The following is an 11,751-nucleotide window of genomic DNA, read 5'->3' on the forward strand; positions in this document are numbered from 1 at the left end:
CGGCGGCAGCGGGCAGCTAGGCGAAGGCGCTCATCCCGGTGATGTCGCGGCCGATGAGCAGCGCCTGCACGCTCTCGGTGCCCTCGTACGTGTGGATCGCCTCGATGTCGGCCATGTGCTGCATCACGCCGTTCTCGAGCAGGATGCCGTTGCCGCCGAGCAGATCGCGAGCCGTCGCCGCGATGCGGCGAGCGGCGCGGGTGTTGTGGTACTTCGCCAGCGATGCCTGCGTGGGTCGCAGACCGCCGGATGCCTCGAGATCGGCCAGGTGACGGCAGTACAGCTGCATTGCGGTGAGCTCCTCGAGCATCTGCGCGAGACGCTCCTGCACCATCTGGAACTTCGCGAGCGGCTTGCCGAACTGCGTGCGCTGCTGCGAGTACGCGAGTGCGGCCTCGTAGCAGGCGGTCGCGTGCCCGAGAGCCGACCACGCGACGCCCGACCGCGTCGAGTACAGCACCGTCGAGGCATCCTTGAAGCTCTTCGTGCCGGGCAGGACCGCGTCGGCCGCGACCCGCACGCCGTCGAGCACGATGTGGGCCTGATGGATGCCGCGCAGCGACGCCTTGCCGGCGATGACCGTGCCCGTGTAGCCGGGCGTCTCCTGCTCGACGAGGAAGCACCGGACGGCTCCGTGGGTCTCATCCCCCGGGAAGTCGACACGCGCCCACACGAACGTGATTCCGCCCGAGGCGCCGTTGCCGATCCACTTCTTGGCGCCGTCGAGCACCCAGTCGTCGCCGTCACGTCGCGCGACGGTCTCGAGGGAGACCGAGTCGGATCCGTGGTCGGGTTCGGTGAGGGCGAAGGATGCCGGCACCTCCCCGCGCGCGACGGCCGTCAGCCACCGCGACTGCTGCTCGGAGCTTCCGAACAGGGCGAGCGTGCGCAGGGCCAATCCGCCCTGCACGGCGATCACGGTGCCGAGAGAGCCGTCGCCGCGCGAGACCTCCATGTTGACCAGACCGGCGGCCAGGGGCGAGAAGCGGGTGAGGTCGGGGTGGTCGATGCCGTCGTTGAAGAGGTCGAGCTCGCCCATGCGCATCGCGAGATCGAGGGGATACGCGGCGGCATCCCACGCCTCCTGCATGCGCGTGCCCACCTCGTCGATGTAGTCCTTTGCCCGCTGCCACACGGCGTGGTCTTCGTCGGAGATGTCGGCGAACACACGGTAGTAGTCGGTGCCCAGACGGGTCGTGACGTCATAGCCGTCGACGCTCTGGCCGGGGCGGGGGGCGAAGTCTGGCATGGGTCCTCCTCGTGCGTGCTGACCCAGTCTATTGGAACTCGGTACCGCAGAGCATAGGACTCAGTTTCATCCAGCTGGCGATGCGCTAGCGCCGCGGCGTCCAGCCGGGAGGCAGCGGCCCGTCCGCCCGTGCGCGTTCGGCATCGTGCCGCGCAGACCAGCCCTGCGCGGCATCCGTCCCTTCGAAACCGCCCCGCGCCACCCGGAACCCGACGTCCTCGTGGTGCATGCGCGGCGCTCCGCCGCGCCGCGTCGATGCGCGTACGCTCCATGCGTCGTCGGCGAACCCCCCGCCGCGGAAGACCCGGTACGCGTCGTAGCGCGCGGGGTCGAGCAGATCCCAGCACCACTCCCACACGTTGCCGAGGGTGTCGAACAGGCCGAAGAGGTTCGGATGCTTCGCGCCCACGTCCTGCGGCGACGCCACGCCGTCGGCGCTCGTCCACGCGACGTCGGCGAGCGGACCGTAGTGCGGGCCGGTCGATCCCGCGCGGCACGCGTACTCCCACTCAGCCTCGGTCGGCAGGCGATAGCCGTCGGCCTCGACGTGCCAGGTGACGTCCTCCCCGTCGAACGTGTAGGCGGGATCGAGCCCTTCCCACTCGGAAGCGGCATTGCAGAAGCGGATCGCACGCAGCCAGGTCACGTCGGCGGCGGGCCTGCGCGGATGGGAGGCCGCGTCGCCGGTCACCTCGGCCAGCTGCTGTTCGGTCACGGGATAGACGCCGATCTCGAACGGCTCCAGCTGGACCGTCCATCTCTCCTTCCGACGGGCGTCGTGCAGGGTGACGCCCCCGGCGGGAATCCGAGCCAGCTCGATGTCGTTCACAGGCGCACGGGGTCGTCGAACGTGATCAGCTGGCGCAGCTCGCCGCCGGCGGCCAGGCGATCCATCGCCTCGTCGATCTCGTCCAGCCGGATGTGCGACGACACCAGCCGCTCGAGCGGCAGACGCCCGGCGCGCCACAGCTCCACGTACCGGGGGATGTCGCGGCTCGGCACGGCAGAGCCGAGGTAGCTCCCGACGATCGTGCGCGCCTCCGCGGTGAGCACGAGCGGCGAGATGCTCGCGCGCGCCTCGGGCGCGGGAAGGCCCACGGTGACGGTCGTTCCTCCGGGCGCGGTGAGCGCGACCGCCGTCTCGAACGCGCGTGCGGCGCCCGCGGCCTCGATCACGACGGGGGCACGGATGCCTCGCTCCGCCGCTGCCGCCGGCGACAGCGCGTCGGCGGCGCCGAGCTCGCGCGCGAGGCCGAGCTTCGCGTCGACGGCGTCGACGCCGATCACCTCGTGCCCGAGGGCGACGGCGACCAGGAGCGCCGCCATGCCGACGCCGCCCAGCCCGACCACGATGACCGCGTCCCCTTCGGCGGGGCGTCCGGCGTTGAGCACCGCGCCGCCGCCCGTGAGCACGGCGCAGCCGAGGAGCGCCGCGATGTCAGGCGGCACGTCCGCATCCACCGGAACGACGGAGGATCGACTCACGACCGCGTGGGTTGCGAAGGCCGAGACGCCGAGGTGGTGGTGCACGTCCTCCTGCGCGCCGCCGGTTCCGGACCGGTGGAGGCGGATGCCGCCGCCGACGAGCGTCCCGGCGTTGTTCGCAGTTGTGCCGGGCCCGCAGGGGAGCCGGCCGTCGGTGAGGCACCCCGAGCACTCGCCGCAGTGGGGGAGGAACGTCATGACGACGCGATCGCCGGGCGAGGCATCCGTCACCCCCGCACCCACCTGCTCGACGATCCCCGCGGCCTCATGACCCAGGAGCATGGGCGTCGGCCGCACGCGGTTGCCGTCGACGACGCTCAGATCGGAGTGGCAGATGCCTGCCGCCTCGATGCGCACCAGCAGCTCGCCCGCGCCGGGCGGGTCGAGGTCGAGCTCTCCCACGGTGAACGGCTTCGAGTCGGCGAAAGGCGCCGCGGCGCCCGACTGCTCGAGCACGGCTCCGGTGATGCGCATCCGATCTCCTCGTCGAGGTGCGGGCACATCGGCGCGCCCTCCTCGATGAAATCACGTCCCGGCTGGGACGGGGCGCGTCACCCGGCGGCGCTCGGCGGCGACGTGCGCCGGCGCCGGATCAGGAAGTACGCGGCCAGGGCGATCCCGACCACGATGAGCGCGACGGGAATCACCCACGCGAGCGTCGACGACACGGCATCCTGCTCGGGTGTCGCATCGGCCGTCGGCGTGGGGGTCGGGGTGGCCTCGGCGGTGGGCGTCGGGGTGGCCTCGGCGGACGGGCTCGGGCTCGGTGTCGGGGACGGACTGGGCGCCGGTGTGGTGGGCCGCGGCGTCGGCTCGACAGTCGGGACAGCCGTCGGCTCCGGTGTCGGTGCCGAGGTGGGTTCGGGCGTCGGCTCGACGGTCGGTTCTGCAGTCGGCTCGGGCGTGGGCACCACCGGCGTGCGCGTGGGTCTCGGGGTCACGGTGGGCAGCGCGGTCGGCAGCTCGATCGTCGGCGTCGGCAGTGTCGTCGGCAGTGCCGTCGGCAGGGTCACCGTCCCGTCGCAGCCGGCCAGGAGGAACACCGAGAGGGCGATCGCGAGCGAGACCCCGGCGGCGCGGACGCCGCGGCGCGGTGCGCTGCCCGCACTCACGGAGCGACCGTCGCCGCCCGCGCGATGCGGCGGCGACGGAACCACTTCTCGACCTCGATGAACACCGGCACGATGAGGGCGATCCCGAGGCACTGCAGCCAGGCCCAGCCGTCGAGCGACGTCGTTCCGATGAGTCGCTGCAGGAAGCCGATCTCGACGGCCGCGACCGTCAGCGCGAGCGGGATCGCCAGCCACTTCACGGCGACGAGGATCGGCGCGGCGAGTCCCGATTCCGGGTCGCGGCGCATCACGAGCCCGCCGAAGATCGCGCCGAATGCCGCGATCACGAAGGTCATCGTCACGGGCGCGTTGGGCTCGATCGAATCCGCCTCATCGGGGTACAGCAGCAGCGGCACCAGCGAGGTGAGGAAGATGAGCGCGCCGTAGACGAACCACATGATCACCGCCGAGCGGTTCGCGATCGTCTTCTTCGGGTCGCGCGGCGGCTTCTGCATGATCCCGTCGGGCGCCGGGTCCAGCATGATCACGATCACCGGGAAGATCGACACGAAGAAGTTGAGGAACAGCACCATGATCGGGAACAGCGGCACCCCGTCGTTGATGTCGAAGATGCTCGCGGCCAGGAACAGCAGCACCAGCGAGAACAGCTGCGCCATCTGGTAGCGGACGTAGCTGACGATCTTCTCGTAGATCGACCGCCCCAGACGCACCGCGGTGACGAGAGTGCCGAAATTGTCGTCGACGAGGATCATCTTGCCGGCCTGCTTGGTGACGTCGCTGCCCGAGCCCATCGCCACGCCGATGTCGGCCTGCTTGAGCGCAGCGGCGTCGTTGACGGCGTCGCCGGTCATCGCCACGACGGCGCCGTCCTCCTGCATGAGCCGCGCGAGGCGCAGCTTGTCTTCGGGCGTCACCCGGCCGAAGACGTGGAGATTCGGCAGCGCGGCCTTGAGCTCGTCGTCGCTCATCGCCTGAATGTCCGCGCCGCTGGCCGCACCGGGCCCGAGGCCGAGCTTCGAGCCGATCGCGGCGGCCGTGATCGCGTGGTCGCCCGTGATCATGCGCACCTCGATGCCGGCCTCGAGTGCGACGCGCACGGCTTCTTTCGAGGAGGGGCGAAGGGGATCGATGATGCCGACGAGACCGACGAAGGTGAGGTCGGTCACCTCGGCCATCGGGTCGCTCGGCACGGGCGTCCCGGCGGGGAAGCGGCGGACGGCGAACGCGAGGACACGCAGTCCCTGCTCCGACAGTGAGCGGTTCGCATCGAGCACCGCTTCCCGCTGCTGCTCGATCGGCACGGGGCCGTCGGACGTCAGCACGTGCGAGCAGCGGTCGAGGACGACATCCGGCCCGCCCTTGACCAGCGCCACGAGCTGGGTGCTGCCGTCGCGCGCCACCTGGTGGAACGTGGCCATGAACTTGTACGCGGAGTCGAACGGCACCTCGGCGGCACGGGGATACTGCACACGGGTGAGCTCGGCGTCGGCGCCCATCTTGGCGGCCAGCACGACGAGGGCGGCCTCGGTGGGGTCGCCGATCACGACGCCGTCGTCGGAGACGGTCGCGTCGCTGCAGAGCGTGAGGCCGAGGGCGAGCTGGGTGAAGTCGGGCATCGGCTGACCGGCGACCTGACGGATCTCGCCGGTCTTCTCGTACCCGCTGCCGCCGACCGAGTACCAGTCGCCCGCGAAGTAGAGGGACTCGACGGTCATCTCGTTCATCGTGAGAGTGCCGGTCTTGTCGGAGTTGATCGCGCTCGTCGCTCCGAGCGTCTCGACGTCGGTGAGGTTCTTCACGACGGCCTTGTGCTCGGCGAGCTGCCGCGAGCCGTACGACAGCATCGCCTGCACGAAGGTCGGCATGCCCGTGGGGATCGCCGAGATCGCCATCGAGATGCCCAGCAGGATGACCGAGGCGGCCGGCTGGCCGCGCAGCAGGCCCGTCACGATGATCACCGCGACCGCACCCCAGGCGATCCAGCCCAGCACGCCGGTGAGCGAGTCGAGCTCGCGCTGCAGCGGCGACTTCGCCGGCTTGACCGCCGACAGCATCGACGCGATCTGGCCCATCTGGGTGCCCATGCCCGTGTCGGTGATCACGACCGTGGCGGTGCCGCGCGTGACGAGGGTGTTCTGGAACACCATGTTCGCCCGGTCGCCGAGCGTCGTCTCGGCGTCGGCGATCGTCGCCGCGTCCTTCGCGATCGGCGCGCTCTCGCCCGTGAGCGCCGCCTCCTGTGTCTCGAGCGTCGCCGACCGGACGATGCGCCCGTCGGCGGGGACGATGTCGCCGGCCTCGAGCGACACCAGGTCGCCCGGCACGAGACCTGTCGAGTCGAGCTGGAGCAGCACCCCATCGCGCGTGACCTTCGCCTGCGGGATCTGCATCTTGGCGAGCGCGTCGACCGACGCCTTGGCCTTCATCTCCTGCTTCGTGCCGAGGACCACGTTGAGGATCACGAGAGCGCCGACCAGGATCCCGACGCTGATCTGGTTGATGAAGAGGCTGATGATCGCGACCGCGACGAGCATGATGTTCATCGGGTCCGCGAGCTGGCGCAGGGCCACCTGCCACACCGACGGCTGCGGCTCGGCGGCGATCGAGTTCGGTCCGTGCTCGGCGAGCCGCCGCGCGGCCTCGGCCGCGGTGAGCCCTCGGTCGAGGTCGGCGCCGACGGCGGCGGCGACCGCATCCGGGTCCTGCGTGTACCAAGGGGCGGCGCTCTGCGACGTGTCCACGGTGCTCATGTGCTGACGCTACTCCCGAACGCCTCGCGCGCGAGGGTGATTTGCGCCGGGGCGGGCTACTCGTCGAGGCGCGCGCGAAGACGCCGGGCGACCTCGGCCGTGGGCATCGACCGGGGGAACACGGCGACCACGACATCGTCGGGCGAGGCATCCGTCGCCTGCCCGTCGGGCTGCACGCCGAACCTGCGGAGGGCGTCGTCGAGCGCGCGCCGGAGGACCGACACGGGCACCCGCTTGGGGCCGCGCAGCAGCTGGCGCAGCACGTGGTTGTGGATCGCGGTCACCAGAGCCGAGAAGCCGACGGCGTCGATCGGATCGAGGCCGGGGAGCGACGCCCGCAGGTACTCGTCGAAGAGACGCTCGTACCGGAACACCGTCACGATCTCGCGCTCGCGCAGCGCAGGCACCTGGCGAACCACGGCGTAGCGCCGCCGCGCGAGCTCGGGGTCGGCGGCGAAGTGCGAATAGACGAGGACGGATGCCTCGCACACCGCACGCCACGGATCGTCGTGGTCGCCCGCGAGGAACTCGCGGAGGCGGTCGAGGAGCAGCTCGTGGTCGGCGAAGACGACGTCGTCCTTGCCGCCGAACTGGCGGAAGAAGGTCGAGCGCGAGACACCGGCCGCGTGCGCGATCTGCTCCACCGAGGTCTGATCGAATCCCTGCTCGGCGAAGAGCTCGAGGGCGGCGGCCACCACCGCGGCTCGGGGAGCGGCGGACGGGGCGGCGGCGATGTCGGTCATCTCGGGGAGAGCCTATCTTCTCCGTCGTGGGCCGCCGAGCGGCGGCGGAGTTGACAATCGAGGAGTTTGGTGGAAACGTTTCCACTGCGACCGCAGCGAGGCTGTCCATGACGAAGGAGCGGATGTGGCACGAGTCACCATCATCGATGTCGCCAAGCGCGCCGGAGTCTCGGTGGCTTCCACGTCCCGCGCCCTGAACGGCCTGGTGGCCAGCGCGGAGACGATCGAGAAGGTCCGCGCCGCGGCCGCCGAGCTGGGCTACGCCGCAGACGTCACCGCACGCTCGCTCAAGCTCGGCCGGACGCAGCAGCTCGCCTACGCGGTGGCCGACATCGGCAACCCCGTCTACGTCGAGATGATGTCGGCGATCGAGCGGGTGGTCGCGGCATCCGACTACCGCCTCGTCATCTCGAGCACCGGCGACGTGCAGGCGACGGTGGACCTCGTTCACAGCCTGGGCCGCGGATTCGTGGACGGCATGGTGATCTCACCCCTGCGCGTGACCGACGAGCTCGTCGCGGCCATCGCGCAGGCCCCGGTTCCCGTCGTGGTGCTGGGTCGGGTGCCGGAGAGCGCGGGTGTCGACACCGTTCGGGCGGACTCCGGTCGCGGAATGGAGCTGGTCGTCGATCACCTCGTCGGCGAAGGGCGCCGTCGGCTGGCGTTCCTCAACGGCCCCGTCGACACCACCCCCGGCCGCTTCCGCCAGGACGGATTCCGACGTGCGGTCGCCGACGCCGCCGGCGTCTCGACGGTCGAGGTCGGCGTCGACGATTTCACCATCGCCGAGGGATACCGCGGTGCGCTCGAGCTGCTCGAGGGAAAGGTCGCGGGGGAGATCGATGCGATCGTCGCCGCGAACGACCTCATCGGCATCGGTGCACTTCATGCCGCCGACGACCTCGGGCTGCGCATTCCCGAAGACATCGCCATCACCGGGGTCGATGACACCGAGCTCGCTCAGGTCTCGCGACCGGGACTGACCAGCGTCGACCTGGGCGCGGCCGAGCGCGGACGAGTGGCGGCGGAACTTCTCATCGCGCGCCTGGCCGAGCCGGAGCGACCCCTGCACACGGTGACGGTCGCCCCGTCCCTCCGCGTACGCGGCTCCTCCGTGCTCGGCGCGATCCGCTCTGTCACCCTCGCATCCGAACGAGAGGCCTCGGCATGAGTGCGAACGCACCTGATTCAGCCCCGACCGCCGTCGCCGAGACGGTCGCCGCCGACGACGGATCGACCGTCGGCGACCGCAGGACGCCACGCGGCAAGAAGGTCCGGCGTCTGGGTGCGCGGGCGCGCGCCGAGCGTCGCGAGGCCGTGGCGCTCGTCGTGCCCGCCCTCCTGCCGATCATCATCTTCTCGGTGATCCCGCTGCTGAGCGGCGTCGCGCTCGGGTTCACCGACGCGACGCTCGCGCGCAACGCGGAGATCAACTTCAACGGCCTCGAGAACTTCATCGAACTGGCCGGAGACCGTCGATTCTGGTCGTCGTTCGGCATCGGCCTGGTCTGGGCCCTTTCCGTCTCGCTGCTGACGCTCGTGTCGGCGATGGGCCTCGCCCTCCTCCTGAACTCCGACCTGCGGCTCAAGGGCTTCACCCGCGTTCTCGCCCTCATTCCGTGGGCCATGCCGCCGGTCGTGGTCGCCATCGTGTGGCGCATGATCTACAGCACGAACTCCGGGCCGCTGAACGCCCTTCTCCAGTCGTTGGGAATCCCGCCCGTGAACTGGCTCGGCGACTTCAACACCGCCCTGCCCGCGGTGATCGTGGTCGGCGTGTGGGCGGGGATGCCGCAGACGACGGTGCTGCTCCTGGCGGGCATGCAGTCGATCGCGCCCGAACTGCATGAGGCCGCAGCCGTCGACGGTGCCGGCGCCTTCCGCCGCTTCTGGCACGTCACCCTCCCTGCCCTCCGCCCGGTCATCATCGCCATCACCAGTCTCGACTTCATCTGGCAGTTCAATTCCTTCGGGCTCGTGTACGTGCTCACCGAGGGCGGTCCCGGCGGCCGCACGATGATCCCACCGCTGTTCACCTACCTCGAAGCGTTCCGCAACCGAGAGATCGGCTATGCGTCCGCGATGGGCGACGTGCTCGTCATCGCGATCATGATCATCCTCTCGATCTATCTCGTGCATCAGTTCCGTCAAGGGAAGGAGCAGCGATGACCACCGACGCCCCGTCCCTTCCGGCCCGCGGCGGTGACGCCACCCGGACGATCGTCACCGGACGCGCGACGCCCCCGCCTGCGCGGCGCAAGCGCGGATTCTCGTGGACCAAGGCATTCCAGTACCTGGCGCTGTCGATCTACCTCTTCGTCCTGGGCTTTCCGCTCGTATGGCTGCTGTCGGCTTCGTTCAAGTCGTCTCGCGAGCTGAACTCGCTCGGCGCGAACCTGCTTCCCCGCGAATGGGTGTTCACGAACTACCTCACCGCGCTCGAGCGGCAGAGCCTCGTCACGTCGATCGGCAACTCCCTCATCGTCGCGATCTCGACGACGATCCTGACTCTGCTGCTCTCCTTGCCCATGGCGTACGCGCTGGCCCGCCTCAAGGGGAAGCTGCGTGCAGCCGGTACCGTCTGGATCCTCGCGAGCCAGGTGTTCCCCGCGATCCTCATCATCATCCCGCTGTTCCTGGTGCTGCGGACGATCCAGCTCAACGACACCCTGATGGGACTGATCCTCGTCTACGTCACCTTCACGATGCCCTTCACGCTCTGGATGCTGCAGGGCTACATCGCGGCGATCCCCCGCGACCTCGAAGAGGCCGGGGAGATGGACGGTGCCGGCAGGTGGCGGGTGCTGCGATCGATCGTCCTCCCGCTTCTCGCACCCGGCCTGGTCGCCACGGCCATGTTCACATTCGTGTCGGCGTGGAACGAGTTCTTCCTCGCCCTCGTGCTCATCCAGAGCCCCGAGCTCTACACGCTGCCCATCACGCTGCGGTCGTTCCTCGGCGCCGAGGGGCAGACGCAGCTCGGTCCGCTCGCGGCGGGCGCCGTCATCGCGACCATCCCGTCGCTCATCATCTTCAGCATCCTCCAGAAGAAGCTCACCGGCGGCACGCTCGCCGGTGCCGTCAAGGGCTAGTCCTGCCCGACCATGAGAAAGGTACCCATCATGTGGAAATCCCGAGGCATCGCAGCCTTGGCGGTCGCCGGCGTGGCCGCGCTCGTCCTCACCGGCTGCCAGCAAGGCAGCGCCTCCGACAACAACGACGACAGCGGCGACGGCGTCACGCTGGAGTTCCAGTCGCTGTCTGACCAGCCCGCCACTCAGGAAGCGGTGGCGGCCATCGTCGACCAGTGGAACGCCGACAACCCCGATGTGCAGGTCGAGATCGTCCAGGCCGGCTGGGACGGCATCTACGACAAGCTGATCACCCAGTTCACGGGCGGCACGGCACCTGACATCATCCACTTCGAGGCGGCCAGCATCATCCCCTTCGCACTCGACGGCTACCTCGCGGATGTGTCGGACCTGGTGGAACCCGAGATCAAGGACGACATCTCCGAGGGCATCTGGGAGTCGGTGACCGTCGGAGACGAGGTCATCGCCTACCCCTCCACGATGCAGTCCTACATGGTGTTCGCGAACACCGACCTGCTCGAGGCGGCCGGTGTCGAGGTTCCCACCGGCGAGACCATGAGCTGGGAAGAGCTTCGCGAGATCGCCCAGGCCACCACGACTGACGGAGCATACGGTCTCGGCTGGGGGCTCGGCTCGCCCACCGCCGCCATCATGAGCCTCTCGATGGGCTTCGACGGCGGCTACTTCGAAGGCGAGGGTGAGGACGTCACCATCGACGTCGGAGAGGATGAGCTCGCCGTCCCGGAGGCCATCCACCAGATGGCGTACGAGGACAAGTCGATCGACCCCACGTCCCTCACCCAGTCGGGTTCGGACGTGCTGGCTTCGTTCTACGGCGGCACCGTGGCGATGACCGTGCAGGGATCCTTCCAGGCGACCAACATCGCCAACGACGCCCCCGAGGGATTGAACTGGACGGTCCTGCCGCCGCTCGAGGGCACGGCCGGCGCGCTGCAGGCCGCCAACCCGCAGACCTATTCGATCAACGTGGACTCGGAGTACGTCGAGGAGTCGGCTGACTTCCTCAACTTCCTCATGAGCCCCGACAATCTGGCGTCGATCGCTTACGCCGACGCGCTCATCCCGTCCTCGGGCGGAGCCCAGGCCGAGGTCGAGACACTGGCCGCCGACGCCACCGGCTGGGATCAGATCCTGGCCTCCGCCGACGGCCTCACCGCGCCGCCGTTCCTCAAGGTGTCCCGCTACGCCGAGTGGAAGGACACGATCGCGACGCCGGCGTTCCAGCAGTATCTGGCCGACCAGATCAGCGTCGATGATCTGCGCACACAGCTGACGGACGGCTGGACCGAGGTCAACGGCTGACCTCGCCTTCGACTCGCGGGGCGGTGCCCGAGGCGT

Annotated in this window: 10 protein-coding genes; 4 read left to right on the forward strand and 6 right to left on the reverse strand. The window is 69.7% G+C overall.

Going from position 1 to position 11,751, the window contains the following annotated elements; translation table 11 throughout:
* Positions 1 to 16: 16 nt before the first annotated feature.
* The 6 genes from HF323_RS01745 to HF323_RS01770 all read right to left on the reverse strand — a co-directional run bounded on the left by HF323_RS01745 (position 17) and on the right by HF323_RS01770 (position 7,300).
* Entirely contained in the window at positions 17 to 1,249 is a 1,233-nt protein-coding gene (locus HF323_RS01745; protein ID WP_169580840.1) for an acyl-CoA dehydrogenase family protein, read from the reverse strand.
* A gap of 85 nt (positions 1,250 to 1,334) precedes the next feature.
* Positions 1,335 to 2,078: a formylglycine-generating enzyme family protein gene (locus HF323_RS01750; protein ID WP_169580841.1), complete on the reverse strand. Its 744-nt coding sequence runs from the start codon at positions 2,076 to 2,078 to the stop codon at positions 1,335 to 1,337.
* The gene (locus HF323_RS01755) at positions 2,075 to 3,208 is read right to left on the reverse strand and encodes an alcohol dehydrogenase catalytic domain-containing protein (protein ID WP_169580842.1); all 1,134 of its coding nucleotides are present in this window, start codon (positions 3,206 to 3,208) and stop codon (positions 2,075 to 2,077) included. Before HF323_RS01755 ends, HF323_RS01750 begins: the two co-directional genes overlap by 4 nt.
* A gap of 77 nt (positions 3,209 to 3,285) precedes the next feature.
* The gene (locus tag HF323_RS01760) at positions 3,286 to 3,846 is read right to left on the reverse strand and encodes a hypothetical protein (protein ID WP_169580843.1); all 561 of its coding nucleotides are present in this window, start codon (positions 3,844 to 3,846) and stop codon (positions 3,286 to 3,288) included.
* A complete protein-coding gene (locus tag HF323_RS01765) occupies positions 3,843 to 6,557 on the reverse strand; it encodes a cation-translocating P-type ATPase (protein WP_169580844.1) in 2,715 nt (904 codons plus the stop codon). The genes HF323_RS01760 and HF323_RS01765 overlap by 4 nt, the downstream gene beginning before the upstream one ends.
* Positions 6,558 to 6,613: 56 nt before the next feature.
* Positions 6,614 to 7,300 (reverse strand): TetR family transcriptional regulator, encoded by a 687-nt coding sequence (locus HF323_RS01770; protein WP_169580845.1) that lies wholly within the window; start codon positions 7,298 to 7,300, stop codon positions 6,614 to 6,616.
* Positions 7,301 to 7,424: 124 nt separating this feature from the next.
* Between HF323_RS01770 and HF323_RS01775 the strand changes: the two genes are divergently transcribed.
* From HF323_RS01775 to HF323_RS01790, 4 genes are read left to right on the forward strand one after another with little or no spacing between them, the layout of a single operon-like run.
* Positions 7,425 to 8,471, forward strand: coding sequence for a LacI family DNA-binding transcriptional regulator (locus tag HF323_RS01775; protein WP_317450963.1), 1,047 nt, complete (start codon positions 7,425 to 7,427; stop codon positions 8,469 to 8,471).
* Positions 8,468 to 9,469: a sugar ABC transporter permease gene (locus HF323_RS01780; protein ID WP_169580847.1), complete on the forward strand. Its 1,002-nt coding sequence runs from the start codon at positions 8,468 to 8,470 to the stop codon at positions 9,467 to 9,469. Before HF323_RS01775 ends, HF323_RS01780 begins: the two co-directional genes overlap by 4 nt.
* Positions 9,466 to 10,392, forward strand: coding sequence for a carbohydrate ABC transporter permease (locus HF323_RS01785; protein ID WP_169580848.1), 927 nt, complete (start codon positions 9,466 to 9,468; stop codon positions 10,390 to 10,392). Before HF323_RS01780 ends, HF323_RS01785 begins: the two co-directional genes overlap by 4 nt.
* Positions 10,393 to 10,422: 30 nt before the next feature.
* Positions 10,423 to 11,715: a sugar ABC transporter substrate-binding protein gene (locus HF323_RS01790; RefSeq protein ID WP_169580849.1), complete on the forward strand. Its 1,293-nt coding sequence runs from the start codon at positions 10,423 to 10,425 to the stop codon at positions 11,713 to 11,715.
* Positions 11,716 to 11,751: the final 36 nt, after the last annotated feature.

It is taken from the genome of Microbacterium sp. MF43 (assembly GCF_012847295.1).
Lineage (GTDB): Bacteria > Actinomycetota > Actinomycetes > Actinomycetales > Microbacteriaceae > Microbacterium.

What these genes read in the sequence shown, in the direction of transcription:
- HF323_RS01745 (WP_169580840.1), bottom strand. Translation starts at nt 1,249, where the DNA reads ATGCCAGACTTCGCCCCCCGCCCCGGCCAGAGCGTCGACGGCTATGAC.
- HF323_RS01755 (WP_169580842.1), bottom strand. Translation starts at nt 3,208, where the DNA reads ATGCGCATCACCGGAGCCGTGCTCGAGCAGTCGGGCGCCGCGGCGCCT.
- HF323_RS01765 (WP_169580844.1), bottom strand. Translation starts at nt 6,557, where the DNA reads ATGAGCACCGTGGACACGTCGCAGAGCGCCGCCCCTTGGTACACGCAG.
- HF323_RS01770 (WP_169580845.1), bottom strand. Translation starts at nt 7,300, where the DNA reads ATGACCGACATCGCCGCCGCCCCGTCCGCCGCTCCCCGAGCCGCGGTG.
- HF323_RS01780 (WP_169580847.1), top strand. Translation starts at nt 8,468, where the DNA reads ATGAGTGCGAACGCACCTGATTCAGCCCCGACCGCCGTCGCCGAGACG.
- HF323_RS01785 (WP_169580848.1), top strand. Translation starts at nt 9,466, where the DNA reads ATGACCACCGACGCCCCGTCCCTTCCGGCCCGCGGCGGTGACGCCACC.
- HF323_RS01790 (WP_169580849.1), top strand. Translation starts at nt 10,423, where the DNA reads ATGTGGAAATCCCGAGGCATCGCAGCCTTGGCGGTCGCCGGCGTGGCC.